Below are 20,373 nucleotides of genomic sequence, written 5' to 3'. Positions count from 1 at the left end.
GCATCCAGTGTGGCGCGATCGTCAAGATATCCTTGCCCATTTAGAAGAGCACAAGATGTTTTAAATCAGACATTGACTTTGGTCAATTTTAAAATAAACTTGTGCGAGCGCTCTCCTGAAATGCGATCGCATAGATGTTTATAATTGCCTATCCATTTATAAAAAATATTACCTCGCAAACTGAAATTAGTAGCAAGTTCCAGAAAAGAGTTAAGCTCTTCATAGCAAGAACGCAAGCCACCCGTTACAGAGTGTAAGGTGAATGAGTGTATCTAACTTTTAAATTATGCTGCATCGTTTAACAGAAAAAGGGCTAATTTGCATTACTCAACCGCATCACGCTTGGCTTGCGGGTCAATTAGCACTCTGTTGGGGCAACGAACAATTCGGTACATTGACTCCAAGAGTTGAAGTTTGTCTCGGTGCAGAAATTCACGATATCGGCTGGCTTATGTGGGAACAATCGCCAACCTTAAATCGAGAAACTGGCTATCCACATAAGTTTACAGAACTGGTGACACAAGTACATATCGATATATGGTCAAGTGCCAAACAGCTTGCCATGCCAATGGGAAGGTATGCAGCGTTACTCGTGTCAATGCACGGGACAGGGCTGTATGAAAGGTTTACAAGTTGGCAAAATTCAGCTTCTTCAATTCAAATCGTGCAGGATTTTTTAAAACGCGAATACGAATTTCAAGAAAAACTTATCGATACCTTGATCCATGATGAATACTACGCACAGTATGCAACACGAGAGGTTATCGAACGCAACCAAAAGCTAGTAGCAACGTGGGACACTCTCTCAATTCTTCTATGTCAGAGATTTACTGGTCAACAAGAGGTCACGCAAGTGCCAACAATTAATGGCACGATCTCACTTCAATTAACTCTAAGAGAAAACAAAAACAATTGCGATCGAATTACGGTATCTCCTTGGCCATTTAGGGAGAGCGAGGTCAATTTGGTTTATGAAGGACGGCTTTTATCATCAACTTTTAATGATGAACAAAGAATGCGAGACGCTCTTATGCAAGATTGTTGGGTAACTTTAAGCACTACATTAGAGTCAGGTAAGGATTAAAAAACGCGATATAGGAATCATAAATAATTTATGAAAAATTTCAGTACTGTAGGGTGGGCATTGCCCACCAAATTTATGAAAAATTTCAGCACTGTAGGGTGAGCATTGCCCACCAAATTTATGAAAAATTTCAGCACTGTAGGGTGGGCATTGCCCACCAAATTTATGAAAAATTTCAGCACTGTAGGGTGGGCATTGCCCACCAAAAGCTTTATGTAGTGGGCAATGTCCTACGTATATTTTACAGGTATATAAATTTAAATAGTATGAATTATAACTAATTATACACGCATAAGTCTTCTGATTCCGTAAGAACGCCAAAGTCAGCGATAGATTAACAAAAGTTTTGGGCAAGATAAACCTAACATCCTCGTAATCATTATCCTCTGGAGTTAGGAGTCATCACCATGTCTCGTTTTGACAAAAACGTCATTGCCACCTTAAACCGCATTGCTGCTCAGAAGATCTTTGAAAAGATACGGATTTTAAGAATGTCATCTACAGAAAACTCCAAGAGACGTTGGATTTGGGAACTTCTACAAAATGCTAATGATAAAGCTGCAGTCGATTTCCCTGAAAAACAGGTTGCTGTTAAGGTAAAATTGTCTCCTAAATCTCTAGAATTCAATCACAATTACAGCTATTTTACCAATAAAAATCTTGAAGGTTTAATCCGTCAAATTAGTTCCGATGATAAAGACTGGGGAGAAACCGATAAAACAGAAATGCCCAAAACTATAGGGAGATTTGGTACGGGCTTTTTAACTACTCACCTGCTTGCAGAGAAAGTCAACGTCAGTGGTCTTTTTCAAGATGACAATGGCGATCGCCAAAGGTTTTCTTTTCCCCTAGACCGGACTGGTAGAGAACTCAAAACCCTCATTGAGAGCATCGATCGCTCATTCCAAGAAGTCAACACGAGTTTAAACAATTCTCCAAGAATTGAAGCTCCTGACTTTAGTGCTTACAATACCACTTTCCAATACGAACTTGACAATCTAGGCAGAGGAATTGCTGAAGTTGGATTAGACGATCTAGAAAATTCGCTCCCCTATACGTTAATTTTTATCGATAAAATTAAATTAGTGGAGATAGAAAGAACTAATTGCGAACAAATAATTTATGAAAAGCAAGAACCAACTCATTTAACTAAAGATATCAAAATCGTTGAATTTGATAAAATTCAAGGAAATCGCACGGAGAAGTTGTATTTTGCTTGTCTTTCAAAAGAACTGACAAGTATAGCTATTCAAATTGACAAAGATGAAAACCAAACATCTATTTTCCCTTTTAATAACAGTACGCCAAAAATCTTCCTAGGATTTCCACTTATTGGAACGGAAGATTTCAATTTTCCAGTTGTTATCAACAATCCCTTTCTAGAGCCTACAGAGCCAAGAGATGGTGTGTTTCTCACAATGAAGAATGAAGAGAACATTATCAATAATAAAAAGATAGTACAAGACTGTGTTGAGCTATACTTTATTCTTTTGCAGTATGCGCTCGAGCAGAACTGGCAAAACTTGTACCTATTGGCAAAAACGGATTTACCGAACCAGAAGGATTGGGTTTCCACAGATTGGTACAGACAACATATCCAAAAAGTCTTAAGAGCTAGATTAATGCAATCTAGTATTGTTTATACTGACAATTCCCAATGCCCGAAAATTAAACTTGAAGAAGCTTTGTTCCCCTATGCCAAGTTAAAATCCAAAATATCAGAAATTTGGGATTTTGCTAATGCGTTTTTAAGCGATCGCCTGCCAAAAAAAGAGCATATTGAATCGTGGTACGAGATTATAGACAATAATTGGGGGAAAGATTTACGCTATAGTTTAAAGCGGCTGGTTGCTGATGTTGCTAAATTCTCAAATGTAACTCAACTAGCAGATAAAACCAACCAATCCGAGGAAGAAGCCTTAAATTGGTTGGATAACCTGATTAACTTTGTGTTATCCGAAGAGCGAGATTTATTAAGTGAAGTTGCGATTATTCCAAATCAGCATGGTAAATTTAAGACAAAAGAAGAATTATGGACAGATAAAGATATTCCAGAAGAACTGAAAGATATCTTAAAGATTTTACAAGAAGACTGGCGTGGTAAACTCAAACACAATCAAATTACAAGTTGTGAGTTAGCGATCGCCAAATCCATTCACGATATTGTCGATTGTATCAATAAAATTATCAAAGGCAATACCAATTCCAAGATAAAAGATGCTGTTTTGGGATTAATTGCTTGTTTTCCTGTAGATAGTACTTTATCTAAGAATGGCGATGAAGTGTTGAGGTTTGCTAAGGACTTCTACCCAACCCCAGACAAAAAAATATTAGCCAATTGGGTACCTGGAATTTGGCAGGAGTGCCAGGAGTGGTTCGTCAATCAACTCTGTAATGATATCGCCCATCAAACAAATGTTTCCAATCTGACAAACTATCTCCTTCAAGATGCTTTAAAATGGTTGAGCGATTTTGTGACATTCACTGTCAAGTATAACTTTGACGGTTACTTCAATAAGTACGCGATTTTACCAAATCAGAAAGGGGAGTTTGTTTACAAAAAGGAATTGTATGTAGACTTGGGAATCGATGAGGATTTAAAAGATATTCTAGAGGAATTGGGTGATGATTGCCGCAGTGGGTTGTTAGCCATTGAAATCGAACTCGACCTTGATGGTAAAACCCGCACGTCAAAAGACATTGCCCATGAAATTTCTGAAAGAGTGCAGTTAATTCTAAAAAGTGAAGGGTTGGATAAAAGACAAGAAAAAGACAAAAAAGTTTTTGCAAAGCTCTTACTATGGTTTCACGAGAATGAATCTTTGGCAAAGGATATTTTTGGAGATATATATGAGAGACGTCACCGTTTAAGAAGCGATGAAGAAATCATTGAGGATATTAAATTTAGACAAGCTATTCTCAGTAATAAAAATGGGTATACTGAACAAGATATTTTAGAATTGATAAATACTCCAAAAGAAGAGCTATTTCGGATTCCTCCCGAAGATTTTCAAAAATTTGAACAGTGGAAGCAAAATCAAAACCAAGTAGTTCAATACATAGATCGAGAAGAGGATAAAGATTTTGCCACTCCTCAAGAATTGTTAATGCGGTTGTGTATCTATTCTCCCGAAACATTAGAACTAGCAAAGAGAAGATATCGAGGAACGAGAATTTATGAGGTGATTCGTTATATCTCTAATGATTTCTCAGAGCTTTATCATTACGTAAATTCCACGGTCGAACGTGCTAAGAAGAACATTAGAGCATATTTGAGCCAGAGAGATGATTATAACTGCGATCGCTGGTACGAACAAAGCAAGACTGTTATTGCAGGAATCACGAAAAATGATAGACCGATAAGAATTGTGGTTAGACCCTCAGATGGGGGACAAGTTATCCTCATCTATGACGAAGAGTTCGATGCTCTGGAATACCCCGAAACCGAACTGTGGGTGGATAACGATATCAAGCAAGAAATTATCACTCTTGGTAGGGTCTTGAAAAATACGGGTATAAATCGCATACCTTTGTAGGGATTGTTGGGAGCCTTGGAGTGCGATCGCTTCGGCGCAAGCCGTACCCGTCTTATCGCACGCTCGTGTGGATGGGCATTTTTTGCGGCGAACCACGCTTTTAGCTCAGATGCGATCGCGACTCAACGCTTCCACATACGGAAAATGCAAGTACAGTTCGGGTCAATGCCCATAGGATAGTTTACTCGTGAGTCGTGCCATCTGGCATGATAGTGCCAGTAAGCTTTGCTCCATCCAGATTTGCACCAGTAAGGTTTGCGTCTTTCAAGTTTGCTTGTATAAGATTTGCATTCGTCAAGTTGGCTCCACGCAGTTCGGATGAAATCAAGCTTGTCCCACTCAAGTTTAGACTGGACAGGTCAGCCCCACATAGGTTAGTCTCGTTAAAATTCGCCCCACTGAAATCGCCTCTAAGTGTTACTCCAACTAAATTTACCCCTGCCAGATTGGCATCGTTTAATTTTGTATAGCCATCAAATTTTGCGTTTTTTAAATTCGCTTTACTTAAGTCTGCTGCAATCAAGTTAGCAAACTTAAGATTGACATGAATTAGATTAGAACCTTTCAAATCTGCTGCTCTTAAGTTTGCCGATTCTAGAATTGCGTGACTCATATTGGTTTTACTTAAATTTGCCGCTACTAATTTTGTGCTGCTAAGGTTTGTCTTACTCAAATTTGCTTCACATAGATTTGCTGTAGTTAAATCTGCTCCATTGAGGTTTGCTTCGCTTAAGTTAATTTGAACTAGATTTGATTGAAGAAGTCTTGCATTGTTTAAAATCGCCTTGGATAAGTTGGCTCCATTCAACTTAGATTCGCTTAGATCTGCACCTTCCATGTTTGCTGAGTTGAGGTTTACTCCTTGTAAATCTGCCTCAGTCAGGTTTACTTTATAAAGGTTTGCACCAGCTAAATTAGCATTTTGCAGTGATGCACCAGGGGCAATCAAATACGCACCAGCTTGAGCAGCGTTAAAGCCTGTGGGAAAGATAGTTGCTGAGTCGTAATAGCTATGCAAGAGATTAGTGTTCTCAAGATTAGCTCCTTCCAAATTTGCGTTCATCAGGTTGACTTTACTAAGATCGGCATGGCTTAGGTCTACCCTCATTAAGTTGACTTGCTTCAAATCTGCTCCGCTAAAATTTGCTCCATTGAGGTTTGCCTCACTAAGATTTGCCTCATGCATATAAGCTCCACTGAGGTTAGCTTTTTTTAATGTTGCTTTCTCTAGCTTGTGATGACTTCTACCAGCCCATCTATTTTTTAGATTAGCAGCTTGACCTACATACCAGACACATTGATTGATATCCGCTATTACATATATTCCAGAACAAGAAGGTAAAAGATGCCGTTCGTTAAATTTGACATTTGACCAAGATGTCCATTCCATAACTTCTACATGAGAACTTAGCATGAAGATGACTCTTCTAGAATGCCCACTGCTAACTCAAAGGAAGTCACTTTTCTCTAGAATTTGACAAAATGTTCATACTATCAACATGGTAAATTTCGATCGCGATCTAACTAGTCCTGCCAAACCACGTGCTGATTCGGATAGCGGCAACTAGTGTTAATCCCGTGGATTGCAAGCTCCGACAGGGTGTAGTTGTAGGCATTGCCCCTGATTTTCCCTCAGGTTTGCATGGGGATGTTGCTATAGCGATTGAAGCGTTTGGCGAAGGAGTCACGGCTTTTCAGCTAGGAGTGGACGAATAGCGCCCAACCTTGGGTAACAATTTCAAATGATATGCTTAACTATCCGGGACAGCCAGAAGATATGCGTCCTTTGTCAGAGAGATGGCAACAACTGCATTCGGAAACGAAAAAAGCTGTTGAATAGGTGAGCCGTGGGTCATGCGATAAGCGGAGCTTAATGGAAGACAGCCGAATCGCTCATCTCCTACTAGATATTTTCATGATTATGAACCAATTATGAACCAAGAAAGAAAAGAAATCTTAAGACAGTTACGTCAAGCGTGTCAGGAATCAGCACAGAAATACGCTTATCAGTTACTACCAGAAGTTGCACAATCGGTAATTAAAAGCAACTTAAACGCGGGTTACTATCATGCTAAAAAGCTACAAGAGACGGGGAGTCGCAAGTCAGCCAATCATTTGTACACCTACTTTTTAGAAGCTTTAAAGCGCCCATTAATTTATCGATGTGCCAGAGATGTTGGTATTTGGGTTGACCTATGGGCGCTGGTTTCAATAGAACCTGGATATCGTCAGTACCTGCCTAAAGATTTAAAAACTGAGTTTCTTTGGTGGGTACTGAGTCAGGAGTTAGAAGATCCAGAAGCTGAGTTGGATGATGCTTATCAATCTGAAGAGTGAATCACTCGAAACTAAAGACGAAACTTTCAGTCAATATAAGTATGATTTGGCATATATTTGGTGTAGATTTTTCTCAAAAGGATGTTCAAGAAGCCCTGCTAAATTATGTTAATGGTTTCCTTAAAGAGAAATATCCCACCACTTACGCTCATAAAATAGATTAGGAAGCCGTTAAATCTTTTGAGGTCTTTGAACCAAACCCAACATTGCTTGAAGCAATGCCAGCGACAATTCTAAAATTCTATTCAGAGACACATATATATAAGTTTATACCAAGGTAAACGAAATAACATGGGTGTGTGAAAAAGCGACCGCCACTTTACCAGCAACAACCTATTACAATTTTTACAGAACTTAATCCTAACGATGAAGTGCAATGGAAAAAGCGACATTTGGGGCTGGCTGTTTTTGGGGCGTGGAGGCAGCATTTCGTAAAGTCAAAGGAGTCATTTCAACCTCAGTTGGCTACATGGGAGGGCATTTTCCCAACCCCTCCTATTTAGATGTAGTCTCAAGAATCACGGGTCATGCCGAGGTCGTGCAGGTAGAATACGATCCGCAACAAGTGAGTTACGATGAACTGCTAGATGTGTTTTGGAATATCCACGACCCCACAACGTTAAATCGCCAAGGACCCGATCGCGGCGAGCAGTACAGGTCAGTTATCTTTTTCCACAACCAAAAGCAAGAGGTTACTGCAAAGCAGTCCAAGGAAAAGCAACAGAGATCTGGCTCCTTTGATAAAGATATCGTAACCCAGATTGAACCAGCAAGTGAATATTACTTAGCGACAGAAGACCACCAACAGTATTTTGAGAAGAAGGGACGACGTTAGTTAGTGTAAACACTGCCTATGGTACGACTAACCGTTTGGCTAGTCAAAAATTACATATTGGTGTATTTTACAGAAAAACGTTTCAGCATTTTCCACTATAATTTAGGTGAATTATGCTTTGCTTATCCACTGCTAGACTATTTGGTGTAGCTCTCACGCTCACAGGTTTTGGGTTAAATGTACAAAGCGCAGCAGCCCAAACGACTTACACATTTGATGCCACCTACGACGCCGTGTCTCGTGTTAGTAGCTTCATTACTGAAGATGTAACAACAAATATCGCCCTAGGGGACAGTAATAATGCACCCTTTGGTTTGACCAAAGCGAGTGTTTTAGTTTACACCCAAACTGACTTAACTAGTGGTTCTTTCCGTTTTAGCACTAATCCAGCAATATTTGGCTTGCCCGGATTACCAATAGGTGGAATTACATTATTCGGATCTGGGGAGAATAAATTATTTTATAGCGTTGAAAACGGTACTGGAGTTTTTGATTTTACGACTCTAACCACTAGAGCCTCCAATACTGCCAATATCACTGGCGGTGAAGGTTTATTTGAAGGTGCTACTGGAACACTGACTGGTTCTGAAGTTTATCAAGTCGGTAATCTTTTAGTAGATCCTACGAGCACTGTTAGAGGAACTGTGAGACTGAGCGGTACAATTCAAGTGCTGTAAAAATACTTAACAAAGTTAACAAACCTTATCAAATATTTCATTTTAATTGGCCTTTCTGATACACCCAAGCATAGACGACCGAACTGGCGGCTACTATATTGATTGGGTATCTAGTAGCGATTAGCTACACTACAGCGCAAACCAACTGGGAATCAGCACAGTTCCCTTGACGTCAGGCTTTGGCAACCACGCCACACAACCCGAGACCGAACCTGGGTGTTTTAATACCACAGGCTTTTTCAACTTGCTGGCTAGATATTTTAAGGCGATGTTTCTAGCCGCGTTATCCCCTGAGTCATAAATTTTCCCCTCTGGAGTTTTGACCAACTTTCCTAAACCACCATCGCTCCACAAGTATAAGTTTAAACTTCCTACTTGAGAACCACGTAGGCATTTACCACCCATAAACGCATCAGTGATTGAAGTGTAAGCAGGGTTAATGCGTGTTGTATAAATCGAATAACGTGCCAGCGCTTTGTGTTCAGTTCGTTTTTGAATTTTCTTTGCTATCCAGTTTGAACGTTTGATATTACTCCGATGTGAGTATTTACCTTTGATAGCTTTTAAACTTTTTAAGTTTTCAAAAACGATTAATTGACACTGATATTTTAGAGCGAATTCTACTAGAAAATTTGAGATTTTTTCAATCAAATCTTTCTCAATATTTTTGATTCGCTCCCACAAAGTCGCACACATTCGCTTTGGCGGTAAATTACCTAACTCTGTATGTGTATTAGTGAGTTTTTTAGCTTTGGCGATTAGTCCTAGGTAGCGCTTCCTAAGATGAGATAAGCGATTGTTTCCTTTAAGGCGAAGAGTAGTTATTTCTTCAACAACGCCCGTATCTTCGTACCCTTCTAGCACCTTGGCAACGACAATTGGGTCGTCTAAATTTAAATCGATGCTTAGAACTCGGAGTTTGCCATAAGCTTGAACATGCTCATCTAATTTACCCTTACTTGGAGTTAGTTTTTGAATCACCCAACATAAGTTAAGATTACCATTTGATATCATCAGTGACATTGTACTTTTTTGATAGCCATCTGGTAATTCTCGACACTTGTAGAGTAATTTTTCTTTCACCCAACTTGAACCAGTCCACAGCTTTACAACTATAGAGTCGCCTGTATCTTGCTCAAACATCGAAGAGTAAAACTGTGTAGGGAAATTAGTTGATGTAGGTAATGTTGGGGGTTTTCCTGCTTTCTTTTTGAGTCGAGTTTTTTTCTTGAGTGTTTTAGCTTTATTTGCTCTCTCAATTCGTTGATTCCAGCGTTTTAAATTACTATCACGAGATTTAACAATGCCGAACGCTTTTTTGATGGCAGCACGTCTAAAATCTTTGGGAACATCTTTAAAAGGTATCGGATGTGGCACCTCAGCCCGTTTTTTATTTGTAATGGTTAGAGATTCATAGACTTGGTATAAATCTGAGACGGATACTGTCAGGCATTTTTCAACATCTACTATCATCACATTAACATAGAACATCACAACATCATTAAATAGCTTTTGTGTTGCCTCTACATAAGCAGGATGTTTTGTTTCAATTACACCTAAAATGGCTTCATTAATCAAGAAATGTCCCTTCTGTTTTCTGAGTGCCACGCTATTATCACCTCCTGTGTTCATACTGTTTTGACTGGATAAATTTTATTTTATCTAAGGAATTTAGATCATTTAACACCTCAAGCAAAGAAAACATAATAGATATTTACAATTACATCAAGAGCTAAAATATTTTACTACCTCAACTCAGTAATGCTTCTGTTTTCTATTTAAGATTTATAAGAGCTTTCATAGGACTGACTCAGTATTAAGTAATACAAACAATACCTAAGTCACACATATATGTAGAACAGAAATTAACATTAATTGTACCGAAAGTGCTGTTTGAGGCGGCAATATCCACAGAACGTAACATTATTTCAAATTATTTGAAAGCTTTATAGATGTTTGTGAGGTTTAATAAATAATTTAGCTACTTGGTAACACCTCCCTTCAACTCAGAAGGTTCCAGAACCAACCAACACAGTGGCACTTATAGGCATGGGCGTAATGGGCGTTAGCTTTCTGCTAAGGCAACAACGCCATAAAGCTACTTCAAACTAGTTTGGACTGTGCTGTGAGGGGAGAAAAATTTTTGACCTGATTTCCGGAATGCTGTAGCTCGGTTTTGTAGTTACAGTCAACAAAAACGAATTTTAATTTATTAATTTTAAAGCTTATACCTAAACCAAACCACGCTGTTTATTGCAGTGTGGTTTTATACAATGTAAAGTGCGATAAGTGAGCGATTACGGCTTAAGCCGTAATCTCTTTGGGATGGGAGAAATAAGTACCTGCCTTTATGCGCGATCGCATCTCAGATTGCAGTGCTCTTAAGAACGCAAGTTCCTTTTAGCGAGGAAGTTTCAATCCGTGAGAAACTGCATAGCAATGGCAGTATTGTTACAATCTGTGCAGCACTAAAAAGGAGGAAAACTGTGAGCGTTACCTATACCGGGCGCTGTCAATGCGGCAATATTCGTTACGAAATCCATGCCGAACCACTAACGCTTTACCTTTGCCACTGCACTGAATGTCAGAAGCAATCATCAAGCGCTTTCGGTATGTCTTTGACAGTGCCAAGAGATGCTGTTGTCATTATTCGGGGATGCCCTAAAGCTTGGACTCGTGGAGCAGATAGTGGGCGGGAGGTGAAGTGCTTGTTCTGCGACAATTGTGGAACGCGATTATTCCACGAGCGGAGTTACAATCAACACACTATCAATGTCAAAGCCGGAACTTTGGATGATACAAGTTGGTTACATCCAGTTGGCAACCTGTGGACGAATAGCGCCCAACCTTGGGTAACAATTTCAGATGATATGCTTAACTATCCGGGACAGCCAAAAGATATGCGTCTTTTGTCAGAGAGATGGCAACAACTGCATTCGGAAACGAAGAAAGCTGTTGAATAGGTGAGCCGTGGGTCATGCGATAAGCTATTAAACTAATAACATAAATAAATGGCAAGAAAAGAATTTACAGGGCTAAAAACAGAAGTTTATGAGCATCCATTTGACCGGAAAGCGCTGGTGTCGTTAGAAAGAACCCCAGTGCTACCCCTGTTGCTTAAAAAAGTCAACGAGTATGGCATTGACAAGTTACTGTGGATGCAAATCATTGGTAATGATTTCAAAGTCACTACGAGTAATTTTCCCCACCTCAATGATGCTTTCGTTGAAGCTTGTAAAATCCTGGATATTGCTCCAATCCCAGAACTGTACCTCCAACGTGGAACGGGATACATTAAAGCTTATGCAGTAGGGGTAAACAAGCCAGTAGTCGGTATCAATCTCGAAGGGATGGAATGGCTTTCCCACAATGAACTACTCTTTCTGTTTGGGCACCAAGTCGCTCTTATAAAAGGAAAATATTTAGCGTATCAGCAATTGGCTTCCGTCATGCCCATTGTGAAAAACTTGATTAGCAGTACAACACTTGGTCTGGGCGGACTAGCGGCAAATGGTCTAGAAATTGCGTTATACAACTGGATAGTTATGGCAAGATTTACTGCCGATCGCGCTGGTTTGTTAGCTTGTCAAAACGTGGATGTTGCGATTACTGCCTTGATGAAATTAGGAGGCTTACCAGATGAATATTTAAATGAGGATACGATCGACGATTTTGTCAAGCAAGCTCGTTCTTTTACGGTAAGCAATCTTAATCGTTTAGGTCAATTGACCAAGACGTTTAGCTTTATGGAATATCAATTACCTTGGACAGTGATGCGAGCATCTGAACTTTTGAAGTGGGTTGATTCAGGCGACTATCAAAATTTGATTCAAGGAAAAGAGTTAGGCACGCAGCAAATCGAGACTCAGGAAGACGATGAGGATTGGGATTTTCTGGCAGGTTGAAACAAAAGTGTGGATGTCTTGTAATATCATAACCTGCCATCAGGTAATGTAGTTGATTACGCCAGAAATTGCGCTACACCGACCAAAGGAATCACTTCGTCCTGTATTTAGTGGCGGGCACCAATCCCGCACCACAAGATATTATGGTTGGAAACCTTATTGCTCGTACTCGGCACTCTTGATGATCGAAGTTGAAAAGTTAACTAAAAGATACGGTTCTACCCCAGCTATCTCTGATGTCACGTTTAATGTGGAGGAAGGTGAGATTTTGGGCTTTCTCGGTCCGAATGGCGCTGGCAAAACAACAACTATGCGGATTTTAGCTGGTTATCTACCTGCAACAAGTGGTACTGCTCGGATTGCTGGCTTTGATGTTCACGATAACTCCCTAGCTGTGCGCCAACGCATTGGTTATCTCCCTGAGACACCGCCTTTGTACCCCGAAATGACGGTTGAGGGATTTTTGTATTTTGTGTCGCGGATTAAAGGAATTCCCGCAGGCGATCGCACGGCAAAAGTCAAAGCAGCGTTAGAAAAGTGTAACCTAGAAGATAAGCGCCACACCATCATTCGCAAACTTTCTAAAGGATACCGCCAAAGAGTCGGCATAGCCCAAGCTATTGTCCACGATCCACCAGCCATTATTCTTGACGAACCTACTGTTGGACTCGACCCCAGGCAAATTATTGAAGTCCGAAATTTAATCAAGAGTTTGGCTGGTAGCCATACAATTATTCTTTCAACCCACATTTTGCCAGAAGTGAATATGACCTGTAGCCGCGTAGCAATTATCAATCGAGGTCATATTGTAGCAACTAATACTATAGATAATTTAATGTCACAGTTGACGAGAGGTTCTGGCTATGAAATAGAAATAAAGGGAGAAGCCAGCCTCGCCAAACAAATGTTACAAAACATACCGGGTGTGGGTTTGGTAGAATCAGTTCCCACAGTGCCAATGCAAGGTCATAACGATTTAAAAGATAACCGAACTCACTTACGAGTGCTATCACAACTGGGAACTGAACCGGGTGAGGAGATTGCAGTCGCATTAGTGCGTGCGGGATTTAGTTTATGCGAAATGCGACGTGTTAGCGCTACTCTGGAAGATGTCTTTTTACAACTGACAACAGCAGAAAAGAGTTTGGAGATGGAGACAGAAACAGCAGAAGCCAAAGAAGGAGAAGCCGCTTAGATGGGTGTAGTACTGGGTAATATTATCGCCATTTATCGCCGAGAGCTGCAAAGCTACTTTGTATCGCCTCTAGCATATGCTGTCGCTGGCGTATTTTGGTTTTTATCTGGATTGTTCTTTGTGCTTATTCTGATGGGACCCGAAGGAATTTTGTCAACAGTTGCTGCTTACGATCTACGAGGACAACAACTAGGAGTACCAGTTCCGCCAATAGATGTTCCTTATGAATTTATACGTGCTTTTTTAGACAGAATGGGATGGCTGTTGTTATTTGTGCTGCCCATTCTTTCCATGAGTCTTTATGCTGAAGAACGCAAGCGCGGCACTTTGGAACTTTTATCCACATCCCCCATTACAAACTGGGCAGTCGCTATCGGGAAATTACTAGGAGTGCTGACATTTTTTACAACAATGGTTATGCCCATGCTAGTGTTGGAAGCGATCGCATTAAGTGCATCCAATCCGCCAATACCGTCAACAATTCCCCTGCTCGGTCATTTAGCGCTCATTTTACTAGCAGCAGCAATCTTATCCTTGGGAATGTTTATTTCCTCCCTGACAGACAGCACGATTTTATCTGCAGTCCTCACATTTGCATTAATTTTATTACTCTTATTCCTAGATTTAATTGCCAAAAACATTGGTGGTTCTTTAGGAGAAGCGATCGGGCATCTATCATTGCTGAAACATTACAATACACTGGTACAAGGTATTTTCGATACCAGTAGCTTGATTTTGTTCTCCAGTTACATTATTCTGGGAGTTTTTCTCACAGCACAATCAATTGATACATTACGATTCCAACGTTCATAATCAGTGACCAGTGACCAGTGACCAGTGACCAGTGACCAGTGACCAGTGACCAGTGACCAGTGAGCGAAAATTCGTAATTCATAACTACGAATTACGGATTTTCGAGAAGTGACTTGATAAATGACAAAAAAATGAAGACTATTGCTAAAAAGAAAATTTGGAAATCTTTAATTTGGTTGGGTCTGTTTCTCATAACGGCGGGTGTGACTGCTGGGTTGGTATCCGAAAATTGGGGACTCTTGCCACTAGTACTTATAATTGCAGGTGCTGTTGTCATTGGATTGTGGCTGCTCTGGCAAAACCAACAAAATAATTGGTGGGGAAGACGTTCCACTCAAGCTAGTACTAATGCTCTATTTGCAACTTTGGCAGTTTTAGCAATCCTGGGTTTAATTAACTTTTTAGGAACTCGCTACAACTGGCGAACTGACTTAACGGAAACCAAATTATTTACTCTTTCTCCCCAATCACGGGAATTAGTGCGTTCTCTGGAAACTCCTGTAAAGGTGTGGGTGTTTGATGCCAATCAAAATCCTTTAGACCGAGATTTACTAGAAGATTACCGACGACAAAGCCCAAAATTTAAATTTGAGTACGTCGATCCACGCGGGAGACCGGGATTAACACGCAAGTTTGGAGTTAAAGAAGATGGAGAAGTGTATCTAGAATCTGGAGATAAAAGACAGTTAGTACAGGTAGTCAGTCAGCAAGAATCTTTATCTGAAATAAAGGTAACAAATAGCTTGCAACAAGTGACTAACTCGGGTTCGGCTAAGGTGTATTTCCTTCAAGGTCACGGCGAACACCAAATTTCAGGGAGTGAAGAAGGTATTTCCCAAGCCATCAAAGCCTTAAGTGATAAAACTTACACGACTTTACCACTCAATCTTGCTGAGAAATCTAGCGTTCCTCAAGATACCAATGTTGTTGTCATAGCAGGTCCGAAACGAGCACTGTTTGAAAGCGAAGTCAACGCTTTGCGGCAATTCCTCAATCGAGGTGGTAATTTACTATTAATGATTGACCCCAGTATCGACCCTAAACTTAACAGCTTATTTGCTGAATGGGGTATTAGGTTAGATAATCGTTTGGTTGTGGATGTTTCTGGAAGTGTAGGGCTTGGTCCTGCCGCACCTTTGGTGAGAGAATACGGAAAACATCCCATCACTAAGGATTTTGGTAACGGCATTTCTTTTTATCCCTTAGCACGACCAATTGATACAATTCCAGTAGCTGGTGTAGAAGCAACTCCCCTTCTACTAACTAAGCCATACCCTGATAGTTGGGCAGAAAGCGATCTAGAAAGTGAGAATTTAAAGTTTAATCCTGAAAGCGATCGCAAAGGACCTTTGACATTAGGTGTTGCACTAAGGAGGAAACTGACAGCTACACCTCCAACCCTACCAAACTCCATCCCAGCACCGACAGCATCACCAACACCAACAACTCAAGCTAGCCCCAGTTCCAGTGCTAAACCTACACCCACAGTATCACCAACACCAACAACTCAAGCTAGCCCCAGTTCCAGTGCTAAACCTACACCGACAGCATCACCAACACCAACGACTCAGGCTAGTTCCACACCCAGTGCTAACCCTACACCCACAGCATCACCAACACCAACGACTCAGGCTAGTTCCACACCCAGTGCTAAACCTACACCCACAGCATCACCAACACCAACAACTCAAGCTAGTCCTACACCTACACCCACAGTATCACCAACAACTCAAGCGCAAAGTAGCCCCTTAACCCCCGTTCCCAGTTCCACTTCTACCGCCACTCCTTCCGCTACCGAATCGCGGATGGTTGTAATCGGAAATTCAGGTTTTGCTGTAAATAATTTATTTGAACAGCAGCTGAATAAAGATGTCTTTTTAAACTCAGTCACATGGCTAAGCCAACAAGATAGACAACCTCTGTCCATTAGCCCTAAAGAAGTGAAAAACCGTCGCATTAACTTAACAACAGCCCAAGCTAATCTTTTAGAGATATCATCTCTGTTTGTTTTACCACTTATAGGGTTATTAGCTGCAGGTCTTCTTTGGTGGGTAAGAAGGTAATTTTTAGTTAGTTGTTAGTAATCTTAAGTATATGCGGACTTTTACTGAGGCTTATCCTAATGAAAAATTTGTGCAGCTGGTTGCTGCACAAATTCCTTCGTTTCTTCAGAACAGTTTAATTTTAGATAGAATTAAAGACTATCTTGAGTGTGAATGGTATGTACAAAAAAAGCATAGAAAATGGTTGGATTAGAAATATTTTAAGAAAGAATTAACCGCAGATGAACGCTGATGGACGCTGATAAATTTGTACTTCATCTGACTAGAAAACGCTATATCCTATGAGTTTTAATTTAATGTTTCCGTTTAAATAATATTTAAATCAAAAGTTGGTATAAACAATTAACTACTAACCACTAACCAATCTATGAAACTCCAACGAACAACTTTAATTCTGCTACTGATAGCATTAGGTTTAGGAGGATTTGTGTACTTCTATGAAATTAGAGGTTCATCTCAACGAGAAGAAGTGAAGGACGACAAGCAGCCAATTTTCACTTTTAAAGAAGATGATGTGCAATCTTTAACAATTAAAACTCAAAATCAAACTATTAATTTAGAACGTAGTGGTAAGTCTGAAGGAACTAAGTGGCTGATGAAATCTCCTTCTGTTGTCCCAGCAAGTGACCCAATTGTCGGCTATTTGATGAATTTGTTAGTGGAAGGAAAGAGCGATCGCACTATATCCATTTCAAGCGATCGACTTTCAGAATTTGGTTTAGATCGACCTCAAGCCACTATTGATATAAAACTGAAAAATCAACAAAATCATCAGTTAATTTTGGGACAACCTGATTTTAACCGTCGTTTTCTCTACGCGCAAGCAGTTCCTTCCACTCAACCAAAAGGAAAGATCGATGTACTGTTAGTATCTACAGATTTTGAAAATGCTGTTAAGCGAGACCTTTCAGAGTGGAAACAAGAGGCTGACAATACCAATAAACAACCTACACCCAGCCCTCAGCCCAGCCCGACAAAAAAGAAATAAACGCAAACTCTATCTCGGAGTTTGAATTTGTGCAACAGTCACCACACACATCTCTAGATGAATGCGCCGAGATACGCGCAAAATGAAACATCTTGTAAATTTATGTAAACGCAATCGGTTGAGACCTTTGATTTTTCGTTATTTCATTTGTGAAATGTAATATCTGCAATCGAGGGAAACATTGCCAACAATGATTAATAATCGAGTATTGCCCTGTAAAAGTCAGGGCAAACACATCCAGCCCTTTCAATGCGAACAAATGAACTATCCAAACACCTATTGCTCAATTCCTTTTCCCAGTTGCTGCACAAACGCTTGATGCTCTAGCGAACTTATCCCATCCTGTAACACAGACAATACCCGTTGCATTTCTCCCGTCACTAACGCTGGTACATTGAGCCACAATCCAGGAAACACTTTACTTTGAATTATACCTGCTGCATCCGATATCAACGAAACGTATTCACCATCCTCCAAGCTAAACCAACTCACAGTGCTTTCAAAAACCTGCCAGACAATATATTCCTGAATGCCGTTGCGACGATAAGCGCGTTTTTTGTCGTGTAAGTCTTTGGTCGCACTGCTTGCTGCAATTTCTGCCACTAATTCTGGCGCACCTTCCACATAGCCATCAATACTTATGTGAGACCGTCCGCCACAATTGGCATCAATTAACAGAATAGCATCAGGTTGGGGTTCATTGTCCAAGTCCAGCCGTACCGTTGGGTTATCACCCATTCTGACACCGGGTGTTGCCACTTTGTAATTACCAAGCCAAATCATCAAATCACCATGCGGTTCTGCATGAGGTTCAAAGCGTAAAGGAGATGCCACGTAAACGATTCCTTCAATCAATTCAGCTTTTTTGACATCGGGCATACCATTATATCGCCGCTCAAATTCAGGACGTGTGAGGCGATCTCCACTTTCCAAAGGTGGTATCCGCAAAGTAAAATTGCCCGGTGTCCTTGCTTGGGAGGAATGGTTGACCATAGTCGCGGTTATTTTGGACAGGAGTACGGTATTTAAAATATAACTCACTTATTTTTGTTTCAGCAGTTAGTGAACTCAGAACAATAGGACTTACGTAAAGCCCCCCTTTTTAAGCTATCCATTACCCGCATCTTTCTTAACAATTGCAAAATTGTTATGGACAGAGGGTTTGAGGAGATAGGCTCTTTAAGGGGGGTTGGGGGGAGCTCCAAAGCGTGAAATCCATAAAATACCATTGAGGTTGCGTAAGTCCTGATATAATTAAAGATAAGTAATTCAAGCATTACCCCTAAACGTTGCATCGGTTAGGGGCTGTTCTATTTTGAACCAAAGGAAGTTTCTGCTGAAGCAACTTAGCCTTGCTCCAGACCGTTCTGGTAGGTTAGATTTAACCAACCCTTTCAACACGAACAAATGAACTACTGAGATGAAGGCTCAAACGCGCTTCCACTCTCCTGTCCTTAAGGGCGTAAATCCTTAAGTTTGCCCAGGTTTTGAGTAGCGCCCTAGAACTTGCTGTTCGTTATTTCGTTTGACTTTGCAGCTTTTTGGGCACGTGCTAAAATCTCCGCAACCACAGTACTCTTGGCATCCGCATAATTTTGCGTATATTTCCACGACTGCTGCGCCAGTTGGCGTTTAGTCTGCTCATACAGTTGCCGATCGCCTGGGTTGCAGCGTAACCAATTGCGGAACAGGAGCATCCGCTCAATCTCTGCACAGCCCTGCGAAAATATATGCAAGTTCACATCGGTGTCTGGTCCCTTCAGCATCCGGTGTTGGTACCAGTCCGGCTCGCGGATTGTTAAGACATAGCCTGTAGCTTCCAGTGCTGGAACGTAGTTTGCTTCATCAGCCGAGTTTGCTACCACCAGCAGGATGTCAATCCTCGGTTTAGCCGCCAGTCCTGGAACCGAGGTTGAACCCACGTGCTCGATGGACAAGGCGCGATCGCCGAGATCTGCTCGGATTCGTGTCGCCTCGCGTTCAAATAACTGCGGCCACTCTGGATCGTAATCGACGATAAGGATTGGTTGGTTGAGAATTACGGGCGCTCCAATTGTTACCGCCTGTAGTTGTGCCTCGGTCATTGGCTCTTGTGGAACGCCTTCTACCTGCTCCGTTGGCTCTGTATTGTCAGTTGCTTCATTGGGCAATGTCATTTTCACCCGATCTCGTAGTTAGAGTTTGTTCGACTGTCAGTACTAACTCAGGAAAAATCCGAGAAATAATCTGCTGTGTATTGGTAAAAACGGTTGACTCATAACGACCATTCATTAAGAAACACACCGTCACTTGGTTTTTTATGGGGTCAACAATCCAGTACTCAGGAATACCCTTGTTAGCATATTCAGGAGGTTTTTCCTCGTAATCCCGTTTTACTGAACTAAGGCTAACTATCTCTACTGCCAGTCGTGCAGGAACGCGAAAAACAGCAGTTTCATCCATTAATTCACTGACTTGCTCTTCTGTCACCACACAAACATCGGGCAGTCTGGAGCTATCAACTTCAGTTTGTAGCCCTGCTTCTCTTAAAGCAACCAATGCTAACTTTAATCGATTGATTTCAGCATCTAAAATCCGTTCAAGAAACTTGGCAATTAACAAATGTCTGACAGTGGGAGGTGTCATTAAAATCAGTCTCCCACGGAACAATTCATAGCGGTTGTTAGTGCCGTCATCGTAAGTTAAGTACTCCTCAAATTTGTAAAGATGTTCTACGGGTGATGTAGCAGTCATATTGCTTCATTGCCTTCCTTTTTGTATGCAGGTGTAGGTTGTTCCTGCTTTTTCAAGGATATCGCACCCTCTGTTTTAGAGCTTCATTTCAGGTTAATTGCAAAGTATGTTTACCACAACCAGAAACACGTATCACTATTTTTTACTCTTACCATAGTATACTCACCCAGTTAAGCTATCTCTATCAATTATAAAAAAAAATTATAT

General features: G+C 40.8%; 20 protein-coding genes. 15 read left to right on the top strand and 5 right to left on the bottom strand.

Annotated elements, in window-relative coordinates; genetic code table 11:
- The first annotated feature begins 286 nt into the window (after positions 1-286).
- From ACKTT2_RS34135 to ACKTT2_RS34125, 3 genes are all read left to right on the top strand, one after another.
- On the top strand, positions 287-1,084 hold the full coding sequence (locus tag ACKTT2_RS34135; RefSeq protein WP_407895165.1) for a DUF3891 family protein: 798 nt from the start codon (positions 287-289) through the stop codon (positions 1,082-1,084).
- A gap of 407 nt (positions 1,085-1,491) precedes the next feature.
- The gene (locus ACKTT2_RS34130; RefSeq protein ID WP_407895163.1) at positions 1,492-4,620 is read left to right on the top strand and encodes a sacsin N-terminal ATP-binding-like domain-containing protein; all 3,129 of its coding nucleotides are present in this window, start codon (positions 1,492-1,494) and stop codon (positions 4,618-4,620) included.
- 3 nt (positions 4,621-4,623) lie between these two features.
- Entirely contained in the window at positions 4,624-4,800 is a 177-nt protein-coding gene (locus ACKTT2_RS34125) for a hypothetical protein (RefSeq protein ID WP_407895161.1), read from the top strand.
- Between the two features lies 1 nt (position 4,801).
- Here the strand turns inward: ACKTT2_RS34125 and ACKTT2_RS34120 are convergent, their stop codons facing one another.
- The gene (locus ACKTT2_RS34120; protein WP_407895159.1) at positions 4,802-6,034 is read right to left on the bottom strand and encodes a pentapeptide repeat-containing protein; all 1,233 of its coding nucleotides are present in this window, start codon (positions 6,032-6,034) and stop codon (positions 4,802-4,804) included.
- A 128-nt stretch (positions 6,035-6,162) separates the two neighbouring features.
- Here ACKTT2_RS34120 and ACKTT2_RS34115 point away from each other — a divergent pair, with 128 nt between their 5' ends.
- The 5 genes from ACKTT2_RS34115 to ACKTT2_RS34095 all read left to right on the top strand — a co-directional run bounded on the left by ACKTT2_RS34115 (position 6,163) and on the right by ACKTT2_RS34095 (position 8,469).
- The gene (locus ACKTT2_RS34115; protein ID WP_407895157.1) at positions 6,163-6,336 is read left to right on the top strand and encodes an alcohol dehydrogenase catalytic domain-containing protein; all 174 of its coding nucleotides are present in this window, start codon (positions 6,163-6,165) and stop codon (positions 6,334-6,336) included.
- A gap of 216 nt (positions 6,337-6,552) precedes the next feature.
- Positions 6,553-6,957, top strand: coding sequence for a hypothetical protein (locus ACKTT2_RS34110; protein ID WP_407895155.1), 405 nt, complete (start codon positions 6,553-6,555; stop codon positions 6,955-6,957).
- A gap of 41 nt (positions 6,958-6,998) precedes the next feature.
- Positions 6,999-7,121: a hypothetical protein gene (locus tag ACKTT2_RS34105; RefSeq protein ID WP_407895153.1), complete on the top strand. Its 123-nt coding sequence runs from the start codon at positions 6,999-7,001 to the stop codon at positions 7,119-7,121.
- 212 nt (positions 7,122-7,333) lie between these two features.
- Entirely contained in the window at positions 7,334-7,792 is a 459-nt protein-coding gene (gene msrA, locus ACKTT2_RS34100) for a peptide-methionine (S)-S-oxide reductase MsrA (protein ID WP_407895151.1), read from the top strand.
- A 113-nt stretch (positions 7,793-7,905) separates the two neighbouring features.
- On the top strand, positions 7,906-8,469 hold the full coding sequence (locus ACKTT2_RS34095; protein ID WP_407895149.1) for a hypothetical protein: 564 nt from the start codon (positions 7,906-7,908) through the stop codon (positions 8,467-8,469).
- A gap of 129 nt (positions 8,470-8,598) precedes the next feature.
- On the opposite strand, the gene ACKTT2_RS34090 is transcribed toward ACKTT2_RS34095, so the two are convergent.
- The gene (locus tag ACKTT2_RS34090; protein WP_407895147.1) at positions 8,599-10,077 is read right to left on the bottom strand and encodes an IS200/IS605 family accessory protein TnpB-related protein; all 1,479 of its coding nucleotides are present in this window, start codon (positions 10,075-10,077) and stop codon (positions 8,599-8,601) included.
- An 878-nt stretch (positions 10,078-10,955) separates the two neighbouring features.
- On the opposite strand from ACKTT2_RS34090, the gene ACKTT2_RS34085 reads away from it, so the two are divergent.
- The 7 genes from ACKTT2_RS34085 (at position 10,956) to ACKTT2_RS34060 (ending at position 17,433) form a co-directional block, all read left to right on the top strand.
- A complete protein-coding gene (locus ACKTT2_RS34085) occupies positions 10,956-11,432 on the top strand; it encodes a GFA family protein (protein ID WP_407895145.1) in 477 nt (158 codons plus the stop codon).
- A 48-nt stretch (positions 11,433-11,480) separates the two neighbouring features.
- A complete protein-coding gene (locus ACKTT2_RS34080) occupies positions 11,481-12,374 on the top strand; it encodes a M48 family metallopeptidase (protein ID WP_407895143.1) in 894 nt (297 codons plus the stop codon).
- A gap of 181 nt (positions 12,375-12,555) precedes the next feature.
- A complete protein-coding gene (locus ACKTT2_RS34075; protein ID WP_407895141.1) occupies positions 12,556-13,569 on the top strand; it encodes an ABC transporter ATP-binding protein in 1,014 nt (337 codons plus the stop codon).
- Positions 13,570-14,382, top strand: coding sequence for an ABC transporter permease (locus ACKTT2_RS34070; RefSeq protein WP_407895139.1), 813 nt, complete (start codon positions 13,570-13,572; stop codon positions 14,380-14,382).
- 131 nt (positions 14,383-14,513) lie between these two features.
- Entirely contained in the window at positions 14,514-16,445 is a 1,932-nt protein-coding gene (locus tag ACKTT2_RS34065; protein WP_407895137.1) for a Gldg family protein, read from the top strand.
- A gap of 31 nt (positions 16,446-16,476) precedes the next feature.
- Positions 16,477-16,638, top strand: coding sequence for a DUF1016 N-terminal domain-containing protein (locus tag ACKTT2_RS52420; RefSeq protein ID WP_500691410.1), 162 nt, complete (start codon positions 16,477-16,479; stop codon positions 16,636-16,638).
- 174 nt (positions 16,639-16,812) lie between these two features.
- Entirely contained in the window at positions 16,813-17,433 is a 621-nt protein-coding gene (locus ACKTT2_RS34060) for a DUF4340 domain-containing protein (RefSeq protein WP_407895135.1), read from the top strand.
- A gap of 276 nt (positions 17,434-17,709) precedes the next feature.
- Here the strand turns inward: ACKTT2_RS34060 and ACKTT2_RS34055 are convergent, their stop codons facing one another.
- From ACKTT2_RS34055 to ACKTT2_RS34045, 3 genes are all read right to left on the bottom strand, one after another.
- Positions 17,710-18,426: a Uma2 family endonuclease gene (locus ACKTT2_RS34055; RefSeq protein WP_407895133.1), complete on the bottom strand. Its 717-nt coding sequence runs from the start codon at positions 18,424-18,426 to the stop codon at positions 17,710-17,712.
- Positions 18,427-18,932: 506 nt separating this feature from the next.
- A complete protein-coding gene (locus tag ACKTT2_RS34050; protein WP_407895131.1) occupies positions 18,933-19,589 on the bottom strand; it encodes a GrpB family protein in 657 nt (218 codons plus the stop codon).
- Positions 19,573-20,166, bottom strand: coding sequence for a Uma2 family endonuclease (locus ACKTT2_RS34045; RefSeq protein WP_407895129.1), 594 nt, complete (start codon positions 20,164-20,166; stop codon positions 19,573-19,575). The genes ACKTT2_RS34050 and ACKTT2_RS34045 overlap by 17 nt, the downstream gene beginning before the upstream one ends.
- Between the last annotated feature and the right edge of the window lie 207 nt (positions 20,167-20,373).

The sequence above is a fragment of the Scytonema hankhaensis NUACC26 genome, assembly GCF_045865695.1.
GTDB lineage: Bacteria > Cyanobacteriota > Cyanobacteriia > Cyanobacteriales > Nostocaceae > Scytonema.
The sequence above is the reverse complement of the archived record's forward strand: the minus strand, read 5'-3'. Positions and strand labels throughout refer to the sequence as shown.